This is a genomic window from Pseudomonas sp. KH_024_B2, assembly GCF_057839965.1.
Genome location: NZ_CM174502.1, coordinates 5463192 through 5483757, shown reverse-complemented (window position 1 = coordinate 5483757; position 20566 = coordinate 5463192). Strand labels below are relative to the sequence as shown.

Below are 20566 nucleotides of genomic sequence, written 5' to 3'. Positions count from 1 at the left end.
AGAGCTGATTAGCGACCAAGTTGTTCGGCCATTTCGGCCGAGCGGTGCGCAGCGGCGGCAAGTGCTTTTTCTACCAGGGCTTCGAAGCCACCGGCCTGGAACGATTTGATGGCCGCTTCGGTCGTGCCCGCAGGTGAGGTCACGCGGCGACGCAGTTCCGCGGCGTCGACATCACTGGCGACGGCCATGTGCGCGGCGCCCAAGGCGGTTTGCAAGGTCAGTTGTGCGGCGGTTTCCCGTGGCAGGCCAAGCTTCTCGCCAGCGGCGGTCATGGCTTCGATCAGCAGGAAGAAGTACGCCGGGCCACTGCCGGAGACAGCGGTGACGGCGTCCAGTTGCTGCTCCTGATCCAGCCACAGGGCAATGCCAACGGCCGACAACAGATCTTCAGCTTGCTGACGCTGCGGGGCGGAAACTTCGGCAGTGGCGTACAAGCCGCTCACGCCCTGACGCAGCAGCGCCGGGGTGTTGGGCATGCAACGCACGATCGGCTGAGCGCCGAGCCAGTTGTTCATGCTGGCGCAGGTGATGCCGGCGGCGATGGACACCACCAGTTGGTTCGGTTTCAGGTTTGGACGCAGGGCTTCACAAACAGCCTTCATCGCTTGGGGTTTGACCGCCAGTACGATGACGTCGGCGCCCTGAATGGCTTCGGCGTTGTCGGCGAACAGTTCGATGCCATGTTCAGCATGGACCCTGGCCCGGGTTTCGGCGCCCGGATCACTGGCGCAGATCTGCGCCGCTTGCAGTCCCTTGGCGCGCAGGCCACCGATCAGGCTGGCGGCCATGTTGCCGGCACCAATAAAGGCAATACGAGTCTTGCTCATGACAGGTTCCTTATAGAGAGGTGAGTCAGCCACGTCAGGGTTGACCGTAATCGCGGGCGCCAAATAATGCGGTGCCTATTCGTACCCAGGTGGCGCCCATGGCGATGGCCGATTCGAGATCGTGGCTCATGCCCATGGACAGTGTGTCGAGTGGCAGATTCAGGCTGTCTTGCAGACTCTGGTTCAAGTCGCGCACGACAGCAAAGGCAGTATCCTGCGCGGCGCGATCGTCAGTCGGCTCAGGGATAGCCATCAAACCGCGCAGGTTCAGGCGCGGCAAGACGCTGATGGCGCTGGCCAGGGCAGGCAAATCGGCTGGGGTGCAGCCGGATTTGCTGGCTTCACCGCTGACATTGACCTGAATGCAGATATTCAGCGGTGGCAGTTCGGCAGGGCGTTGTTCGGACAAGCGCTGTGCGATTTTCAAGCGATCCACTGAATGCACCCAGGCGAAGTTCTCGGCGATAGCACGAGTCTTGTTCGATTGAATGGGGCCGATAAAGTGCCAACTCAAGGGCAGATCGGCCAATTCGAGCTGTTTGCCCAGGGCTTCCTGCAGATAATTCTCGCCGAAGTCGCGGATTCCCGCAGCGTAAGCCTCGCGCAGCGCCTCGGCGGGCTTGGTCTTGCTCACGGCCAGCAGGTGGACACTGTTTTCGTCACGTTGCGCGGCAAGTGCCGCCGCGTGGATCCGCGTCTGAACCAGAGCGATGTTGTCTGCTATCGTGGACATTCAATGTGCGCCAGCGGGTCTGAGGTTCGCGGCATTCTACTGGAATTGGGGAGCGCTATGGATATCACTGAGCTGCTGGCCTTCAGCGTCAAACAGGGCGCGTCCGACTTGCACCTTTCGGCAGGCTTGCCGCCGATGATTCGCGTTGACGGTGATGTACGGCGGATCAACCTGCCGGCGCTGGACCACAAGCAGGTTCATGAGCTGATCTACGCCATCATGAACGACAAGCAGCGGGCGGACTTCGAGGAGCTGCTGGAGTTCGACTTTTCTTTCGACGTGCCCGGGCTGGCGCGCTTTCGGGTCAACGCGTTTAACCAGAATCGGGGTGTTGGTGCGGTGTTCCGGACTATCCCGTCGAAAGTCCTGAGCCTGGACGAGCTCGGCATGGGTGACGTGTTTCGCAAGATTACCGAGGTGCCTCGCGGGCTGGTGCTGGTCACCGGGCCAACCGGCTCAGGCAAGTCGACCACCCTGGCGGCGATGATCGATTACCTGAACAACCATCGGCATCACCACATCCTCACCATCGAAGACCCCATCGAGTTCGTCCACGAATCGAAGAAGTGCCTGATCAATCAGCGTGAAGTGCATCGCGATACCCGAAGCTTTTCTTCTGCGCTGCGCTCGGCCCTGCGCGAAGATCCCGATGTGATCCTGGTGGGCGAGATGCGCGACCTGGAGACCATCCGCCTGGCACTGACTGCTGCGGAAACCGGACATCTGGTGTTCGGCACGCTGCACACCACTTCTGCGGCAAAAACCATCGACAGGGTAGTGGACGTGTTTCCGGCGGATGAAAAGTCGATGGTCCGTTCGATGCTTTCCGAGTCTTTGCAGGCGGTGATTTCTCAAAGCCTGATCAAAAAGATCGGCGGCGGCAGAGTCGCGGCCCACGAAATCATGATGGGGACGCCGGCGATCCGGAATTTGATTCGCGAAGACAAGGTCGCGCAAATGTACTCGTCGATGCAGACCGGTGGCTCGTTGGGTATGCAAACTCTGGATATGTGCCTCAAGGACCTTGTGGCCAAGGGCTTGATCAGCCGTGAGCATGCCCGGGAGAAGGCGAGGTCGCCGGATGGTATTTGAGGAGAGTGAGCTGATCGTTCCCACGCTCTGCGTGGGAACGCCTCATTGGACGCTCTGCGTCCGCTTTGGCAGTGACGCAGAGCGTCACGGGCTGCATTCCCACGCGGGAGCGTGGGAACGATCCGAGTTGGGCTTTTAAATCAACGCTGAGCAATCCGCATCGTGTTCGGTTCTTTCGGCAGAACCCGCTTGGCGACGACGTAGTGGCTTTCCCAGTACGGCTTCTTCAGCGTATCGATGGATACCGACTTGCCACGACGTGGCGCATGGATGAACCGATCATTGCCCAGGTAGATGGCCACGTGATTGACCCTGCGGCTCTTGAGTTTGAAGAAGATCAGATCGCCAGGCTTCAAGTCCTTGCGGTCGACTTTCTGCCCATGACCGCTGGCCATGGCATTCGAGGTGCGCGGCAGATCGACTTCGTCGACATCGGTGAAAGCGTATTTCACCAGACCGCTGCAATCGAAACCTTTACTTGGGCTGCTGCCGCCCCAACGATAAGGAGTACCCAGCACGTTCACGGCGCGGCTCAATACATCGCTGCTTTGCTTGGCCGCCATTTGCGGGACCAGTGCAGTGCTATTGGAGCTGCTCACGTAGGTCGGACGTTTTACGGTCTGTTGGCTTTTTGTGGTTACCGACGAAACGTGGTGCTTCGGTGTGTAACCATTAACGTTTGGAAGACGTTGCTCACGATTGGTGGCGTGGGCGGCCAGGGGCAGTAATAGGCAAATGGTTAGCCATGTCTTGAAAAATGAACGCATTAGGCAGGGCTCAATGTAGGTAGGCGCGCAACTTTATAACAGCTTTTTGGGGCCTTTCGAGGCCGCTGGTCGATTCAACCTGGGGGTCAAGTTCGGCAAATGTGTGGCAAATTGGCGCAATTGTCTGACACAGGTCAGGCGCTACAAGGCTTTGCGCCGAGTCTAAGGTTGGTGAGCCACACGTCGGCTCGACACAAAAAAGTCACAGAGATACTGAATAAATTTATCTATCGCGTGGAAAGAGGGAACCCATGAACACCTATCGTCAGGATGTTTCGCCGCAGGACACCCACAGCAAGGTGATCGGTTATCTGCTCTGGATTTTCGGTTTTACCGGAGTTCATCGCTTCTATTACGGCAAGCCGGTGACCGGGACAATCTGGTTTTTCACCTTCGGATTGTTAGGGATTGGCTGGCTGATCGACCTGTTCCTGATTCCGGGGATGGATCGCGAAGCGGACCTGCGATTCACCTCGGGCCCGATCGAATATAACGTCGCCTGGATCCTGCTGGCATTTCTCGGTGTGTTTGGTGTGCATCGGATGTATCAGGGGAAGTGGATCAGCGGGATTATTTACCTGCTGACCGGCGGGCTGTTCCTGATTGGCGTGCTGTATGACTTCTGGACGCTGAATGATCAGATTTCGATCAGGAATGCCGAACGCCGCGGCGCCTGATAAATCGTCTTCGCGGGCAAGCCCGCTCCCACAGGATTATGCGTCGATCACAGAGGTGTGGTCCGCGCAGGTCCAATGTGGGAGCGGGCTTGCCCGCGAATGGAGGCGACGCGGTATCAGGCCTGGTAGCTGATCCGCCCATCCACCAGGGTGTAACGCACTGAGGCCGGCAGGCTATGGCCGAGGAACGGGCAGTTTTCGCCTTTGGACAGCCAGGCCTCACCGGCCACCGTCGAGGCAGCCGGATTGAACAGCACCAGATCGGCCGGTGCGCCCACGGCGAGCTTGCCAGCCGGCAGGCGCAGTGCGTCGGCCGGGCCGGCACTCAGGCGCGCCAGCAGCGTTGGCAGATCCAGCAAGCCGTCCTCCACCAGGGTCATGGCCAATGGCAGTAGCAATTCGACACTGCTGATGCCCGGCTCCGTCGCTCCGAACGGCGCCAGTTTGGCGTCCCGCTCATGGGGTTGGTGATGGCTGGAAATGGCTGACACCACGCCCGACTTCACCGCTGCACGCAGGCCATCGCGGTCAGCGCGAGTGCGCAGCGGTGGTTGCACGTGATACAGGCTGTTGAAGTCGATCAGTGCTTCGTCCGTCAGAATCAACTGATACAGCGCCACATCGGCCGTTACCGGTAACCCGCGAGCCTGGGCCTGAGCGATCAGGGCCACGCCACGGGCGCTGGTCAGCTGGCTGAAGTGCGCGCGCACGCCGCTTTGCTCGACCAGCAGCAGATCCCGGGCCAGGGCGACGGTTTCTGCGGTTTCCGGGATTCCCGGCAAGCCAAGGAAACTCGCGGTCGGGCCTTCATGGGCCAGGCCGCCTTCTGCGAGGTCATGATCCTGCGAGTGGAAAATCACCGTTAAATCGAAGGTCGCCGCGTATTCCAGGGCCCGGCACAGGGTGCGGGCGTTGCGGAAACTGTCCAGGCCGTTGCCGAACGCGACACAGCCGGCATCGCGCAAGGCGATGAGTTCTGCCAGCTGCTCGCCTTCCAGGCCTTTGCTCAGCGCGCCGATCGGGAAGACTTTGCAGTTGCCGGCTTCGCGAGCGCGATCGAGGATCAACTCGGCCACTGCCGAGGTGTCCAGCACCGGTTTGGTCCGGGGCGGGCAGCACAGGCTGGTGACGCCACCGGCCGCTGCTGCGCGGGTTTCGCTGGCAATCGTGCCTTTGCGGCTGTAACCCGGTTCGCGCAGGGCGACGTTCAGGTCGACCAGGCCGGGTGCGGCTATAAGGCCTTTGGCGTCGATGGTGTCGACGGCGACAAAACCGGCTGGAGCGGCACCAATGGCGACGATCTTGCAGGCTTCGACGTGGATATCGGTCACTTGATCCAGGCCGCTGGCCGGATCGATAACGCGGGCGCCGAGAATGCTGAGCTTCACTGGGCGTTCTCCTGCTCGAATTGACGCTGGGCAGTTTGCCCGCTCATGGCCATGGACAGCACGGCCATACGTATCGCGATGCCGTAGGTCACCTGATTGAGGATCACCGAGTGCGGACCGTCGGCCACTGCCGACTCAATCTCCACCCCACGGTTGATCGGCCCCGGGTGCATGACGATGGCATCCGGTTTGGCGCCGGCCAGGCGCGCGGTGGTCAGGCCGAACAGGCGGTAGAACTCGCCCTCGCTCGGTAGCAAGCCGCCGGTCATGCGCTCGCGCTGCAGGCGCAGCATGATCACCACGTCGACGTCTTTCAGGCCTTCGGTCATGTCGGTGTAAACCTTCACGCCATACTGCTCGATGCCGATCGGCAGCAGGGTTTTCGGCGCGATCACGCGGATATCCGGGCAGCCGAGGGTTTTCAGCGCCAGCATGTTCGAGCGCGCGACCCGCGAGTGCAGGATGTCGCCGACAATGGCCACCGAGAGATTTTCGAAACCGCCCTTGTGCCGACGGATAGTCAGCATGTCGAGCATGCCCTGGGTCGGGTGCGCGTGACGGCCGTCGCCGCCGTTGATGATCGCCACTTGCGGGCAGACATGTTCGGCGATGAAGTGCGCGGCGCCGGAGTCGCCGTGGCGCACGACGAACATGTCGGCGGCCATGGCTTCAAGATTGCGCAGGGTGTCGAGCAGGGTTTCGCCCTTGCTCGCGGAAGAGGTCGACACGTTCAGCGTGATGACATCCGCCGACAGCCGCTGGGCGGCCAGTTCGAAGGTGGTGCGAGTGCGGGTGGAGTTCTCGAAGAACACGTTGCACACGGTCTTGCCGCGCAGCAACGGGACCTTCTTCACCGCCCGGGCGCCGACTTCGAGGAAGGAGTCGGCGGTGTCGAGGATTTCCGTCAGCAACTCGCGGCGCAGACCGTCGAGCGAGAGGAAGTGGCGCAGCTGGCCCTGATCATTGAGCTGCAGCGGGCGCTTGGTTTCTAGAGGCGTCATCGCAATGGGGACTCTCAATAGGGCGAATTAAAGGGCAAGGTCTTGGAGTTCGAGCTGGAGTTCAGGGCCGGACAGTTTTACCCGCTCATTGGCGGCCAGTGACAGCGTGGCACCGAGCACATTCGGCCGGATCGGCAGTTCGGCGGCGTTCAGGTCCAGCAGGCAGACCAGGGTCACGCTGGCCGGGCGGCCGTAATCGAAGAGTTCGTTGAGTGCGGCACGGATGGTCCGTCCGCTCATCAACACATCGTCGATCAGCACCAGGTGCTGGCCTTCGATTTCGAATGGCAGCTCTGAAGGGCGCACTTGTGGGTGCAGGCCACTTTGGCTGAAGTCGTCGCGGTAGAAAGAGACGTCCAGTGTACCCAGTGGCGAATCGCTGCCCAGGGCTTCCAGCAAGGCTTGGGCAACCCAGATGCCACCGGTGCGGATGCCGATGTAGCGCGGCTCGCTGATGGCGCGGTGGGCCAGATGGGCCTTGAGATCGACGGCCATCTGGCTGATCAGTTCGACGGGATTGGGCAGGCTCATGGTTGCTCCTTCATGGGCCCGAGCCAGGTTCTGCGCAATGCGGCTCGGGTTATAACGAGGTTCAGGTGTAGCCAGGAGGCGCGCAGCCGATGACAGCCACGCATCTTCAGGATTCGGCTTTTGAGGATTCGAACAGCGCTGCGTTTTCGTCGAGCCAGCCCTGCAGCAGCAAGGCTGCGGCGATGGCGTCGACCGGGTTGTCGCGGTAGCTGCCCTTCTGGCCGCCCCGGGCCAGGCGTTCGCCCTTGGCCTCGAAGGTGGTCAGGCGTTCATCGTGGGTATAGAAGGGCAGGTTGTAGCGGCCATTCAAGCGCCGGGCAAATTTCTCGGCGTGCGCGCACATGTCGCTGGGCGTGCCGTCCATGTTCAGCGGCAGGCCAACCACCACGGCGTCGGGCTTCCACTCTTTGATCAGCGCTTCGACCTGATTCCAGTCGGGAATGCCGTTCTGCGCCTTCAGGGTGCAGAGCTCGCGGGCCTGGCCGGTAATCACCTGACCGACGGCGACGCCGATCTGTTTGGTGCCAAAGTCAAAGCCCAGCAGTAAACGCAATCCGGCCATCAGGCGTGTCCCGCCTGGCTGGTCAGCAGGCTCAGGTTGATGCCCAGACGTTTGGCGGCCGCCTCCAGGCGCAGTTCGCTGCTGGTGTTGAACAGAATGTCAGCGTCGAACGGGCAGTTCAGCCAGGCGTTATCGGCCAGCTCGGCCTCCAGTTGTCCGGCTTCCCAGCCGGCGTAACCGAGGGCGATCAGGCTTTTCGGCGGGCCAACACCGTCGGCGATGGCGAATAGCACGTCCTGGGAAGTCGACAGCGCCAGGCCATCGAGCTCGACCGTTGCCTGGTAGCTCGATCCAATCGGGTGCAGGACAAATCCGCGGTCGGTCTGTACCGGGCCCCCGATAAAGATCGGCACATGCTGACAGAGCGGCGGGGGCTCGATGTTGGGGCGCAGTTGCTCGAGGATGTCCGCCAGGTTCAGGTCCTGTGGACGATTGACCACCAACCCCATGGCACCATTGGCAGTGTGCTCGACGATGTAGGTCAAGGTATGCGCAAAGTTCGGGTCGGCCATATGCGGCATGGCGATCAGGAATTGATGCTTGAGGTAGCTGGGGCTGACGTTCTTCATAGGTACTAGTGTGGCGTTGGCGGGGCGAGCTGACAAGCTGGTGATGCGTTAGAACCGAGGATTGAAGTCGGTTTTCGAGGGCTATGTTCGCTCAAAACCATTCGCGGGCAAGTCGGATCGCCGCACCGCCGCTCCCACAGGGTTTGCGCGGTTCTTGTGGGAGCGGGCTTGCCCGCGAAGGCGCCAGATCAGGCAATAGAGATATTTCGGTCAATTGCTGGACAACTTGTCCCCACGGGCAAAGCGCCAGGTGCGGATGATTTCCAGCCGGTCGATATCCGACAGGTCGCCGCTGAACGGCGCAAAAGGTGCGGTCAGCCGGACGATCCGCTGCGCCGCCTGATCCAGCAGCGGCTGTCCCGACGACTCCAGTACCAGCACCTCATGCAGCGAGCCATCGCGGTTGATCGAGACCATCAGGCGCAAATTGCCGTAGATCTGCTTGCGCCGGGCCTCGTCGGGATAGTTCAGGTTGCCGATGCGCTCGACCTTCTTGCGCCATTCGTCCTTGTACCAGCCACCTTTGTCGCGCATGGTCGAGGCAGCGCTCAGGCGGTGGATGCGCGGTCGCTTGGCGTACAGCTGTTGTTCACTGGCCAGTTCGGCTTCCAGGCTGGAGATTTCGCTGGAGAGTTGCGAGCTGTCGAAGGTTGGGGTGGCCTTGGGGGTTTCCAGTGTTTTGACCGCTTCGCGAGTGGTCGAGGTTTTTTTCGGTTTCGGCGCTACGGTGGCGACGACAGCCTTGGTAGTGGTCTGCTCCACTTCGTTCTTGGTGGACTTCGGCGGGATGACTTTTTTCACCTCGTTGTCCTGGAATGGCGCAATTTCGGTGGTTTTCGGGATCGCCTCTTTGTCCAGGGTGCCGCTGCCCTGCTGGTTTTCCTGAGCGAGAAAATCGGCCTTTTTCGGCTTGGTTTCGCTTTTGAAGGTGGCGAGGGTGATTTCCAGGGTTCTGCTGATCTGCTGGGGTTCGACGAAGGTAAAGCCCACGCCCAGGATCAGCGCCAGGTGAATCAGCGCCGCGAGAAACAGGGTAAATCCGAGACGATCGGCCGGGCGCACGCCGCGATGGGAGAGTTCTGGGGGCAGATCGGCGGGGAGCGTCATCAGCGATTCAACACTACAAAAGGCATCACAAAAACCAACATCGCGCGTTTCACAGGCGGCGGATGATAACGCAATGTTGGTTCTTGCTTGTTTGTTCTACGTCATTTGGCCTTGAGCTTCTGATCGATGGCATCCATCAGCATGGCGCCGATGTTGGTGCCGAAGGCGTTATCGATCTCGCGAATGCAGGTCGGGCTGGTGACGTTGATTTCCGTCAGATGCTCGCCAATCACGTCGAGGCCGACGAACAGCAAGCCTTTCTCACGCAAGGTCGGGCCGACCTGAGCGGCGATCCAGCGGTCTTTCTCGGTCAGCGGTCGCGCTTCGCCACGGCCACCGGCCGCTAGGTTGCCACGGGTTTCACCGGCTGCCGGGATTCGCGCCAGGCAATAGGGCACCGGCTCGCCATCGATCATCAGGATGCGTTTGTCGCCGTCCTTGATCGCCGGCAGGTAGCCCTGGGCCATGATCTGCTGCTTGCCGTGCAGGGTCAGGGTTTCGAGAATTACCGAGAGGTTCGGGTGACCGGCGGTGTGACGGAAAATCGAGGCGCCGCCCATGCCGTCCAGGGGCTTGAGAATCACGTCACCGTGGTGGTCGGCGAATTCACGCAGGAGATCCGGACGACGGCTGACCACGGTCGGCGGTGTGCATTGCGGGAACAGTGTGGCGAACAGCTTTTCGTTGCAGTCGCGCAGGCTCTGCGGCTTGTTGACTACCAGCACGCCGGCGCGCTCGGCCTGCTCCAGCAAGTAGGTGGTATAGACGAATTCCATGTCGAACGGCGGATCCTTGCGCATCAGGATCACGTCCAGCTCGCTCAGGGCGCTGTCGGTTTCGGCTTCCAGCTCGAACCATTTGTCCGGGTTGGCGAAGACTTTCAGAGGACGCATGCGCGCCCGCGCCTCACCGGCATCCTGATACAGGTCGCGCTGCTCCATATAGAACAGCGTCCAGCCGCGCTCCTGGGCGGCAAGCAGCATGGCCAGCGAGCTATCCTTTTTATAGGAGATGCTGGCAATGGGGTCCATGACAATCCCGACGCGAACGCTCATGGGCAATATCCTCGATTCGGCAAGGCCGATATGACGTGAAAAAGTGGCGTCAGAGTGGCGCCCGGGTTGTTCCCGGTCAAGGAAAAACCACCTTGCCGGTCGGCCGATAGATTGGATTTGGAGACTGTGCTAAAAAGGCTCCCATGCCGTGCCGAGCCCTTGAACATCAAGGGTTTCAAGCGCAGGTAACCCGAGCACGGACAAAATCGATTCGCTGTGGCGATGGTAGAGCAGATATGGAACAGCATTCCAGCGCCTTGAAGGTCATGGTGATCGACGATTCGAAGACGATTCGTCGCACCGCCGAAACGCTGTTGAAGAACGTGGGTTGTGAAGTGATCACGGCGGTCGATGGTTTCGATGCTCTGGCCAAGATTGCCGACAATCATCCTGGAATCATCTTCGTCGACATCATGATGCCGCGTCTGGATGGCTATCAGACCTGCGCCCTGATCAAGAACAACAGTGCGTTCAAGTCCACGCCAGTGATCATGCTGTCCTCCAAGGATGGTCTGTTCGACAAGGCCAAGGGGCGGATCGTCGGCTCTGACCAGTTTTTGACCAAACCCTTCAGCAAGGAAGAACTGCTGAGCGCGATCAAGGCCCATGTGCCGGGTTTCGCTGCAGTAGAACAAGCACATTGACGTTCGGCCAACGGGCCGCACGCCTATACCAATGGGGAAGACCATGGCACGTATTCTGATCGTCGATGACTCGCCGACCGAAATGTACAAACTGACGGGCATGCTGGAAAAGCACGGCCATGAAGTGTTGAAGGCTGAAAACGGCGCCGACGGCGTGGCATTGGCCCGCCAGGAAAAACCCGACGCGGTCCTGATGGACATCGTCATGCCGGGCCTCAACGGTTTTCAGGCGACTCGCCAGCTGACGAAGGATGCCGAGACCAGCCACATTCCGGTGATCATCATCACCACCAAGGATCAGGAAACCGACAAGGTCTGGGGCACCCGTCAGGGCGCCAAGGACTACCTGACCAAACCTGTGGATGAAGAAACCCTGATCAGAACCTTGAACGCTGTCCTTGCCGGCTGACGGCGGTCGTATGGCTGAGGCGCAAACTGCTTTCGAACTGTTGCTGGAAATCGATCAGCGCTGTCGTCTGCTGGCGGCGGATTTACCGTCCCGGGAAACCCGCCTGCAGAGCTGGAGCGGGATCGGCTTTCGTATCGGCGAATGCTGGTACGTCGCGCCCATGGGCGAAGTCAGTGAGGTCCTGCATGAGCCGCGTTGTACCGTGCTGCCCGGGGTGAAACCCTGGGTCAAGGGCGTGGCCAACTTACGTGGACGGCTGCTGCCGATCATGGACCTGTGCGGGTTCTTCGGGCACGAGCTGTCGGCGTTGCGTAAGCAGCGGCGGGTACTGGTGGTCGAGCACAAGGATGTGTTTGCCGGTTTGATGGTCGATGAAGTATTCGGCATGCAGCACTTTGCGCAGGACAGTCTAGAGTCGGTGGCGGTGCACGCGCTCGAAGGCGCGATTGCACCCTTCGTGAAAGGGCAGTTTCAGCGCGAGCAACTCTGGCAGGTCTTCAGTCCGTTCGCTCTGGCGCAATCGCCGGGGTTTATGGATGTAGCCTTGTAGGAGCGAGCTTTTGTGGGAATGGGCTTTTGTGGGAGCGGGCTTTTGTGGGAGCGGGCTTGCCCGCGAAGAACGATGACGCGGTGGGCCTGCAAAACCGCAGTGTTCGTTTCGCGGGCAAGCCCGCTCCCACAGGGATTCAGGTGTTTAGGCGAGGACCGATGAAAAAAGCAAAAACAGGCAAAGCATTGGAAGGGTCGCGCAGTCGTTCCCAGATCATCGCGCTGTTCATGGCCCTGATCGTGTTCATCATGCTGCTGTTCGCCAACTTCGCTTACCTCAACACTCAGTCCAACTACGACAAACAGTACATCGGTCACGCCGGTGAGCTGCGGGTGCTGTCCCAGCGTATTGCCAAGAACGCCACGGAAGCGGCGGCCGGGAAGGCGGCCGCGTTCAAGCTGCTGAGCGACGCGCGCAACGATTTTGCGCAACGCTGGGGTCACCTGAAAAAAGGCGATCCGAGCACCGGTCTGCCGGGCGCGCCATCGGCTGTGCGCCCGCAAATGCGTGCGGTGCAGCAGGATTGGGAGCGCTTGCTGAAGAACACCGACGCGATTCTTTCCAGTGAACAGACCGTGCTGTCGCTGCATCAGGTCGCCGCGACGCTGGCCGAGACCGTGCCGCAATTGCAGGTCGAATACGAAAAAGTCGTGGAGATTCTGCTGCAACGCGGCGCTCCCGCCAGTCAGATAGCCGTGGCCCAGCGTCAGTCGCTATTGGCCGAACGAATTCTCGGTGCGGTGAACACCGTGCTGTCCGGTGACGAAACCGCAGTGCAGGCCGCTGATACCTTTGGTCGTGATGCTGCGCGATTTGGCCAGGTGCTCAACGGCATGCTGCAGGGCAATCCGCTGCTGAAAATCAGCCAGGTCGAGGACAGCGATGCCCGCGCACGGCTGACCGAGATCACCGAGCTGTTCCAGTTCGTCTCAGGCTCGGTGGATGAAATCCTCGAAACCTCACCGGAACTGTTCAAGGTTCGTGAGTCGGCCAGCAACATTTTCAGCCTGTCGCAAACCCTGCTCGATGAAGCCTCGCTGCTGGCCACTGGCTTTGAAAATCTGGCCGGTGGGCGTTCTTTCCACTCCATAGGCGGTTACGTGCTGGGCTTGCTGGCGCTGACCTCGATCATCCTGATCGGCCTGGTGATGGTCCGTGAAACCAATCGTCAGTTGCGCGAGACCGCCGAGAAGAACGAACGGAACCAGAACGCGATCATGCGTCTGCTGGATGAGATCGAAGACCTGGCCGATGGCGACCTGACGGTGACCGCCTCGGTGACCGAAGACTTTACCGGGACCATCGCCGACTCGATCAACTACTCGGTCGACCAGCTGCGCGATCTGGTGGCAACCATCAACCTCACCGCCGGCCAGGTCGCCGCCGCCGTGCAGGAAACCCAGGCGACGGCGATGCATCTGGCGCAGGCTTCCGAGCATCAGGCGCAGCAGATTTGCGAGGCGTCGACCGCTATCAATGAAATGGCCCAGTCCATTGACCAGGTGTCGGCCAACGCGGCGGAATCCTCGGCAGTGGCCGAGCGTTCGGTGGAAATTGCCAACAAGGGCAACGAGGTGGTGCACAACACCATTCACGGCATGGACAACATCCGCGAGCAGATTCAGGACACTGCAAAGCGCATCAAGCGCTTGGGTGAGTCATCTCAGGAAATTGGCGACATTGTCAGCCTGATCGACGACATTGCCGACCAAACCAATATTCTGGCGCTTAACGCGGCAATCCAGGCCTCCATGGCCGGTGACGCCGGACGCGGCTTTGCCGTGGTGGCCGATGAAGTGCAGCGGCTGGCAGAGCGCTCGTCGGCGGCGACCCGGCAGATCGAAACCCTGGTACGAGCGATCCAGACCGACACCCACGAAGCGGTGACTTCCATGGAGCAGACCACCACCGAAGTGGTGCGTGGCGCCCGACTGGCTCAAGATGCGGGAGTTGCTCTGGAAGAAATCGAAGGCGTGTCGAAAACCCTCGCCGCCTTGATCCAGAGCATCTCCAACGCGGCGCAGCAGCAGACGTCTTCGGCGGGTCAGATCTCCTTGACGATGAACGTGATCCAGCAGATCACTACACAAACGTCGTCCGGCTCGACCGCCACCGCCGAGAGCATTGGCAATCTGGCGAAAATGGCCAGTCAGCTGCGCCGTTCAGTATCCGGTTTCACCTTGCCGGCCGCATCTGCGCAGGACGCGGATAAAGCCTGAGTGCAAGGTATGAATGTTGACTGGAGTGGTTATGGTTGATCGGCACGACTATGTGGCCCTCGAATGGGTCAAGGGCGAGATTGCCGAGACGTTGAAGCAAGCTGCTCTCGCCCTCGACAGCCTGATCGACGACCCGCAGGCGGTACATGAGATCAGCCAGTGCCTGGCGTACGTCCATCAGGTCCACGGCAGTTTGCAGATGGTCGAGTTCTATGGCGCGGCCCTGCTTGCCGAGGAAATGGAAAAACTGGCGCTGGCCCTGCAGCAGAACCGCGTCAGCCAGCGCGATGAAGCGATCCGGCTGTTACAACAAGCCCTTGGCCAGTTGCCCATCTACCTCGACCGCATACACAGCGCCCGTCGCGATTTGCCGCTGGTGGTGTTGCCACTGCTCAACGATCTGCGCAGTGCCCGCGGCGAAAGCCTGTTGTCCGAAACCAGCCTGTTCAGCCCGCAGTTATTGGACTTGCCGGCACTGGACGAAGAAGCCCTGGCGCTGCTCGAACCAGCGGAGTTGCCGAGCGTGCTGCGCAAGTTGCGGCAGACGCTGCAAACGGCGCTGGCCGGATTGCTGCGCGAACAGGATGATCAAACTAATCTGGGGCATCTGGCCAAGGTCTTCGCCCGTCTCGAAGGGCTTTGCCGGAACGCACCCTTGAGTCCGTTGTGGCAGGTCGCCTCGGCGCTGGTGGAAGGCATGCTCGCGGGCAGTATCGCCAACAGTCCGGCCCTGCGCAGTTTGCTCAAAGACGCCGACAAGGAACTCAAGCGCTTGCTTGAGCAAGGGATGGCCGGGATCAATCAGCCGGCCCCGCCAGAGTTGCTCAAAAGCCTGTTGTTCTATATTGCCAAAGTCGAATATCCCACCGGGCAGATCCAGACCATGAAAGAAAGCTACGGACTCGATGATGCGCTGCCTGACAGTGTCGTGGTCGATGAAGAACGTGCACGCCTGGCCGGTCCGGACCGCGATGCCATGCGTTCGGTACTGGCCGCGTTGTGCGAAGAGCTGGTGCGGGTCAAGGAGCGCCTCGACCTGTTCGTGCGCAGCGACCGGCAGCATGCCTCCGACCTGGACAGCCTGCTCGCGCCGCTGCGGCAAATTGCCGACACCCTGGCGGTGCTCGGTTTCGGCCAACCGCGCAAGGTGATCATCGATCAACTGGCGGTGGTCCTGAGCCTGGCCCAGGGGCAGCGTGAACCCAATGACGCAACCCTCATGGATGTGGCCGGGGCCTTGTTGTACGTCGAGGCGACCCTGGCCGGGATGGTGGGTACCGTCGAGCCGGAAAGCCGGGAAGAAAGCCGGCTGCCGACCACCGACCTGACCCAGATCCACCAGCTGGTGATCAAGGAAGCGCGGATCTGTTTGCAGCAAGCCAAGGACATGATTGTCGACTACATCGACACCGGCTGGGATCGCCAGCATCTGCAACCACTGCCGCAGGTGCTGACACAGGTTCGCGGTGCCCTGGCGATGATTCCGCTGAGCCGTGCGGCGAGTCTGCTGGAAGCCTGCAATGGCTTCATCCGCGAGCATTTGCTGGTCGATCAGGCTCAGCCCGGCTGGCAGCAACTCGACAATCTGGCCGACGTCATCACCAGCATCGAGTACTACCTCGAACGCTTGAGCGAAGACCCGCAGGCACCCGGCGAGCAGTTGCTGGACGTTGCCGAGGAAAACCTCGCCGCCCTGGGCTACTTCCCGACCCGGCAGGTGCCGCTGCTCCTTGATGTGCTCAAACCGGGCGAAGCCCTGGTGATGCAAGACCAGGCGCTGGATAGTCCTGAAGTGCTGCAGTCCCTGGCCGAAGTGCTGGCCAGCCCGGTTTCCGTCCTCAACCCGCCGGCCCTGTATACACCGGGCAGTCTGCTGCCGCCGCCGGTCGGTGAAGAACCGGTGGATGACGAGTTGCGGGAAGTCTTCCTCGAAGAGACCGATGAGGTCGTCGAGATTTTGCGCGAATACTTGCCACGATGGTCGGCCAACCCCGACGACAAATCCGTATTGAGCGAACTGCGCCGCGCCTTTCACACCTTGAAAGGCAGCGGGCGCATGGTCCGTGCACTGGTGCTGGGTGAGCTGGCCTGGTCGATGGAAAACCTGCTCAACCGCGTTCTGGAGCATAACGTCGAACCGGGGCCGCCGGTGCAGCAACTGTTGGGCGAGGTGCTGGAACTGTTGCCCGAACTGATTAGCGAGTTTGCCGCCAACGCCCAGCGTCAACGTGATGATGTCGACCGGTTGGCTGCGCGTGCCCATGGGCTGACCAAGGGCGATGAGCCGACGTCGCACGCCGCGCAAGCGTTGGAAGTACTAGATCCGCAGTTGCTGGAGATTTTCCGCAACGAAGCCGAAACCCATCTCGACAGCCTCAACCGCTTTCTCGATCAAGCCGCTGAACACCTGCCGTTGCAGGCCAGCGATGAGTTGCAGCGCGCGCTGCACACCCTCAAAGGCAGCGCTTACATGGCTGGTGTGTTGCCGATTGCCGAACTGGTGACACCGCTCGATCACCTGGTCCGGGAATACAAGGCGCACCTGATTGCGCTGGATCTGGATGAAGTTGAACTGCTGCTTGCGGCCGAAGGGTTGTTGCGCCGCAGTCTGAAGCCGCTCAATACCGATCCACTGGCCGCGATCAGCGGCGCGCAGTCGTTGATCGAACGTACCCAGACGCTACTCGCCGAACGCCTGGAAGCCATCCTCAACTCTCCGAACAGGGGCCTGCGGATCAAGCGTGATCCGCAACTGATCAGCAATTTTCTCGCTCAGGGCATGGACATCCTGCTCGATGCTGAAAACCTGTTGCGCCGCTGGCAGCAACATCCCGGAGAGCGCCAGGAACTCAGCGCGTTGCTGGATGAACTGACCACTCTGGGCGAGGGCGCGCATCTGGCCGACCTGCATCCGGTCGATGAACTGTGTGAAGCCTTGCTCGACCTGTATGGCGCGGTGGAAGAGAGCAGCCTGGCGGTCAGCGAGCGGTTTTTCCATGAGGCCGACAGCGCCCACGAAGCCTTGATCAGCATGCTCGATCAACTGGCCGCCGGGCAGGAGATCAGCCCGCAGCCTGCGCTGGTGAAAGCCCTGCGCGATCTGCTCGATCAAAGCCTTGACCCGTCGGCCATGGGGCTGATCAGGAGCGATGGCAGTCGCACGCTGAGCATCACCGAACTGAGCGCTGCCACCACCGAGCTGGAGAAGGCGCCGGCTGCTCTGGATCTGGATGATGAAATCGTCTCGATCTTTCTCGAAGAGGCGGTGGATATCCTCGAAAGCGCCGGGCAAGCCTTGCAGCGTTGGCTCGACGACCCGGACAACGCCGCGCCGCTGCTGTCATTGCAGCGTGACTTGCACACCCTCAAGGGCGGCGCGCGGATGGCCGAAGTCGGGCCGGTCGGTGATCTGGCCCATGAGCTGGAAAGCCTCTACGAAGGCTTGGTCGACCGCCGCTACAACCACTCCAGCGAGCTGGCGCAACTGCTGCAACAGAGCCATGACCGCCTGGCCGTGTTGCTCGACCAACTGCACCATCAACAACCGCTGAGCGATCCGAATGCGCTGATCGAAGCGATTCGCGAGTTCCGTCAGAACAGCGGCGTGAGCGCTGAAGTAGTCGAGGTCGTGGCCCAGTCAGACTCGGCGGGCCACGACCCGGAATTGCTGGAAATCTTCCTCGAGGAAGGTTTCGACATCATCGACAGTTCCGGTGCTGCGCTGTTGCGCTGGCAGGCCGAGCCGCAAAACCGTCAGGAAGTGGAAACCCTGCTGCGCGACCTGCACACCCTCAAGGGCGGTGCGCGGATGGTCGAGATCGGGCCGATTGGCGACCTGGCGCATGAGCTGGAGTTTCTTTACGAAGGCCTGTCGGCCGGCTTGCTGCAACCGACAGCGCCGTTGTTCGCGCTGCTGCAAAACAGCCTGGACCTGCTTGCACACATGCTGGATGCCGCGCGGGCGGGCAAGCAGGTTATACCGGCCGAGACCTTGATCGAGGCGATCAGAGACTTCACCCATCCTGCTGCGGGCGATCTGCAGCCGCAGGCTCTACCTGAGGTTGCGCCACAAGCGTCCGCCAAAGCCGAGTCGCCCGCGATTCAGGCCGAAGCCGCTGGCGACATGGTCAAAGTCTCGGCCGAGTTGCTGGATGATCTGGTCAATCTGGCCGGGGAAACCTCGATCTTCCGTGGCCGTATCGAACAACAGGTCAACGACGCCCGGGTGGCTCTGAGCGAGATGGAAACCACCATCGAACGGATCCGCGACCAGTTGCGGCGTCTGGACACCGAAACCCAGGGGCGGATTCTCAGCCGTCAGCAAGTCGAGGCCGAACGCCTGGGCTACGAAGAGTTCGACCCGCTGGAAATGGACCGTCACTCACAGTTGCAGCAGCTGTCGCGGGCTTTGTTCGAGTCGGCGTCGGATCTGCTCGACCTCAAGGAAACCCTCGACCGTAGCAACCATGACGCGCAAAACCTGCTGCAACAACAGGGGCGGATCAACACCGAGTTGCAGGAAGGCCTGATGCGTACGCGCATGGTGCCGTTCGAACGCATGGTGCCGCGCTTGAAGCGGATCGTCCGGCAGGTTGCCAGCGAGTTGGGCAAAGACGTCGAGTTCATTGTCGGCAACGCCCAGGGCGAGATGGACCGCAACGTGCTTGAACGCATGGTCGCACCGCTGGAGCACATGCTGCGCAACGCCGTCGACCATGGTCTGGAATCCGCCGAGGCGCGCCGTGCCGCCGGCAAGCCGGAGCAGGGCCGGATCACCCTGGACCTGGCCCACGAAGGCGGCGACATCATCTTCGATATCCGTGATGACGGCGCCGGGGTGCCTCTGGATGCGGTGCGACGCAAGGCGATAAAGCGCGGGCTGCTCGATCCGAATCTCGAGATCAGCGACCGCGATGTGCTGCAGTTCATCCTGCAACCGGGATTCTCCACCGCCGAAAAAATCACCCAGATTTCCGGGCGCGGCGTCGGCATGGACGTGGTCCACGAAGAAGTCCGGCAACTGGGCGGCAGCATGATCATCGACTCGACCCCGGGGCAGGGCGTGCATTTTCGCATCCGGCTGCCGTTCACCGTGTCGGTCAACCGCGCGTTGATGGTGCAGTGTCTTGAAGACCAGTACGCGATCCCGCTGAACACTATCGAAGGCATCGTTCGCGTGCTGCCCAACGAGCTGGACGGCTATTACCAACTCGACCCGCCGCTCTATGAGTACGCCGGACAGCGCTATGAACTCTGCTACCTCGGTGAGCTGCTACAGACGGCGGTCAGACCCAAGTTGCTGGGCCAGAGCCTGCCGTTACCGGTGCTGCTGGTGCAGTGCAATGAGCGACGGATTGCGGTGCAGGTCGATGCCATGGCCGGTACCCGGGAAATCGTGGTGAAAAGCCTCGGCCCGCAGTTTGCCGCGGTGCAGGGTTTGTCCGGCGCGACCATCCTCGGCGATGGCCGGGTGGTGCTGATTCTCGATTTGCTGGCGCACATACGCGCCATGCAGATGCGTTTACCGCCACGGCGTCTTGCCAATGGCGACGCCGAGCCTGTGGTCGACGCCGAGCCACATCGGCCGCTGCTGGTCATGGTAGTCGACGACTCGGTCACCGTGCGCAAGGTCACCAGTCGGCTGCTCGAACGCCACGGCATGAACGTACTGACCGCCAAGGACGGTGTCGATGCCATGGCGCTGCTGGAGGAGCACACACCGGACCTGATGCTGCTGGACATCGAAATGCCGCGCATGGACGGTTTCGAAGTGGCGATGCAGGTTCGCAGCGACCCGCGTTTGCAGCACCTGCCGATCATCATGATCACCTCGCGCACCGGCCAGAAGCACCGGGACCGGGCCATGGCCATCGGCGTCAACGACTACCTCGGCAAGCCGTATCAGGAATCGGTCCTGCTGGAGAGCATCGCCCTTTGGAGCAAAGCCCATGCTTGATCACCGCGCCAGCAACCTCACCGGGCTGCTGCTGCCCCTGGCCGACCGCAACCTGATCCTGCCCAACGTTGCCATCGCCGAATTGATCGACTACCAGCCAGGTACCTTCGACCTCGACACACCGCCCTGGTATCTGGGCCTGGTGAGCTGGCGCGACCGGCATATCCCGCTGCTCAGCTTCGAATCCGCCTGCGGCAGCAAAACCGTGATCGGCGACCGCGCGCGTATCGTCGTACTCAACGCCCTGGGTGGCCGCCCGCAACTCAAATTCATCGCCTTGCTGGTGCAGGGCATTCCACGCTCCTGCAAACTCGACAGCCAGTTGAGCTATGTCGACGTCCCGCTATGCCCACTGGAAAAAGCCGCGGTGCAAATCGCCGAACAAGTGGCCAAGGTGCCGGACTTGCTGGGGCTGGAAGCGTTGTTGGTGGAGGCGGGGTTGGTTCAGGGCCGATGAGCCATCGGTAGACGAGGTGAGT

At 61.1% G+C, this 20566-nt stretch carries 18 protein-coding genes; 8 read left to right on the top strand and 10 right to left on the bottom strand.

What is annotated here, in order from left to right:
- Positions 1-8 precede the first annotated feature (8 nt).
- Both proC and AC3I0A_RS25480 read right to left on the bottom strand, forming a co-directional pair.
- Positions 9-827 (bottom strand): pyrroline-5-carboxylate reductase, encoded by an 819-nt coding sequence (proC, locus tag AC3I0A_RS25485; protein WP_489375276.1) that lies wholly within the window; start codon positions 825-827, stop codon positions 9-11.
- Positions 828-861: 34 nt separating this feature from the next.
- Positions 862-1560 (bottom strand): YggS family pyridoxal phosphate-dependent enzyme, encoded by a 699-nt coding sequence (locus tag AC3I0A_RS25480; protein ID WP_489375275.1) that lies wholly within the window; start codon positions 1558-1560, stop codon positions 862-864.
- Between the two features lie 57 nt (positions 1561-1617).
- On the opposite strand from AC3I0A_RS25480, the gene AC3I0A_RS25475 reads away from it, so the two are divergent.
- The gene (locus AC3I0A_RS25475; protein ID WP_489375274.1) at positions 1618-2652 is read left to right on the top strand and encodes a type IV pilus twitching motility protein PilT; all 1035 of its coding nucleotides are present in this window, start codon (positions 1618-1620) and stop codon (positions 2650-2652) included.
- 140 nt (positions 2653-2792) lie between these two features.
- Here AC3I0A_RS25475 and AC3I0A_RS25470 read toward each other — a convergent pair whose 3' ends face one another.
- The gene (locus AC3I0A_RS25470; RefSeq protein WP_489375273.1) at positions 2793-3419 is read right to left on the bottom strand and encodes a C40 family peptidase; all 627 of its coding nucleotides are present in this window, start codon (positions 3417-3419) and stop codon (positions 2793-2795) included.
- A gap of 251 nt (positions 3420-3670) precedes the next feature.
- On the opposite strand from AC3I0A_RS25470, the gene AC3I0A_RS25465 reads away from it, so the two are divergent.
- A complete protein-coding gene (locus tag AC3I0A_RS25465) occupies positions 3671-4096 on the top strand; it encodes an NINE protein (RefSeq protein ID WP_489375272.1) in 426 nt (141 codons plus the stop codon).
- A gap of 116 nt (positions 4097-4212) precedes the next feature.
- Here AC3I0A_RS25465 and AC3I0A_RS25460 read toward each other — a convergent pair whose 3' ends face one another.
- From AC3I0A_RS25460 to gshB, 7 genes are all read right to left on the bottom strand, one after another.
- Entirely contained in the window at positions 4213-5484 is a 1272-nt protein-coding gene (locus tag AC3I0A_RS25460; RefSeq protein WP_489375271.1) for a dihydroorotase, read from the bottom strand.
- Positions 5481-6485 (bottom strand): aspartate carbamoyltransferase catalytic subunit, encoded by a 1005-nt coding sequence (locus AC3I0A_RS25455; protein WP_007939362.1) that lies wholly within the window; start codon positions 6483-6485, stop codon positions 5481-5483. Before AC3I0A_RS25455 ends, AC3I0A_RS25460 begins: the two co-directional genes overlap by 4 nt.
- Positions 6486-6512: 27 nt before the next feature.
- Positions 6513-7016 (bottom strand): bifunctional pyr operon transcriptional regulator/uracil phosphoribosyltransferase PyrR, encoded by a 504-nt coding sequence (pyrR, locus tag AC3I0A_RS25450; RefSeq protein WP_489375270.1) that lies wholly within the window; start codon positions 7014-7016, stop codon positions 6513-6515.
- 106 nt (positions 7017-7122) lie between these two features.
- Positions 7123-7578: a Holliday junction resolvase RuvX gene (gene ruvX / locus AC3I0A_RS25445; protein ID WP_489375269.1), complete on the bottom strand. Its 456-nt coding sequence runs from the start codon at positions 7576-7578 to the stop codon at positions 7123-7125.
- Positions 7578-8147: a YqgE/AlgH family protein gene (locus AC3I0A_RS25440; protein WP_489375268.1), complete on the bottom strand. Its 570-nt coding sequence runs from the start codon at positions 8145-8147 to the stop codon at positions 7578-7580. Before AC3I0A_RS25440 ends, ruvX begins: the two co-directional genes overlap by 1 nt.
- Positions 8148-8357: 210 nt before the next feature.
- Positions 8358-9254: an energy transducer TonB gene (locus AC3I0A_RS25435; protein WP_489375267.1), complete on the bottom strand. Its 897-nt coding sequence runs from the start codon at positions 9252-9254 to the stop codon at positions 8358-8360.
- Between the two features lie 101 nt (positions 9255-9355).
- A complete protein-coding gene (gene gshB, locus AC3I0A_RS25430; protein ID WP_489375266.1) occupies positions 9356-10309 on the bottom strand; it encodes a glutathione synthase in 954 nt (317 codons plus the stop codon).
- Positions 10310-10545: 236 nt separating this feature from the next.
- Here gshB and pilG point away from each other — a divergent pair, with 236 nt between their 5' ends.
- The 6 genes from pilG to AC3I0A_RS25400 all read left to right on the top strand — a co-directional run bounded on the left by pilG (position 10546) and on the right by AC3I0A_RS25400 (position 20544).
- On the top strand, positions 10546-10953 hold the full coding sequence (gene pilG / locus AC3I0A_RS25425) for a twitching motility response regulator PilG (RefSeq protein ID WP_150807029.1): 408 nt from the start codon (positions 10546-10548) through the stop codon (positions 10951-10953).
- A gap of 43 nt (positions 10954-10996) precedes the next feature.
- Positions 10997-11362, top strand: a complete 366-nt coding sequence (gene pilH / locus AC3I0A_RS25420) for a twitching motility response regulator PilH (protein WP_489375265.1) — start codon at positions 10997-10999, stop codon at positions 11360-11362.
- A 10-nt stretch (positions 11363-11372) separates the two neighbouring features.
- Positions 11373-11912, top strand: a complete 540-nt coding sequence (locus AC3I0A_RS25415) for a chemotaxis protein CheW (RefSeq protein ID WP_489375264.1) — start codon at positions 11373-11375, stop codon at positions 11910-11912.
- A 158-nt stretch (positions 11913-12070) separates the two neighbouring features.
- A complete protein-coding gene (locus AC3I0A_RS25410; RefSeq protein ID WP_489375263.1) occupies positions 12071-14131 on the top strand; it encodes a methyl-accepting chemotaxis protein in 2061 nt (686 codons plus the stop codon).
- A gap of 31 nt (positions 14132-14162) precedes the next feature.
- Positions 14163-20087, top strand: coding sequence for a hybrid sensor histidine kinase/response regulator (locus tag AC3I0A_RS25405; RefSeq protein ID WP_489375262.1), 5925 nt, complete (start codon positions 14163-14165; stop codon positions 20085-20087).
- Positions 20080-20544, top strand: coding sequence for a chemotaxis protein CheW (locus AC3I0A_RS25400; RefSeq protein WP_489375261.1), 465 nt, complete (start codon positions 20080-20082; stop codon positions 20542-20544). Before AC3I0A_RS25405 ends, AC3I0A_RS25400 begins: the two co-directional genes overlap by 8 nt.
- Positions 20545-20566: the final 22 nt, after the last annotated feature.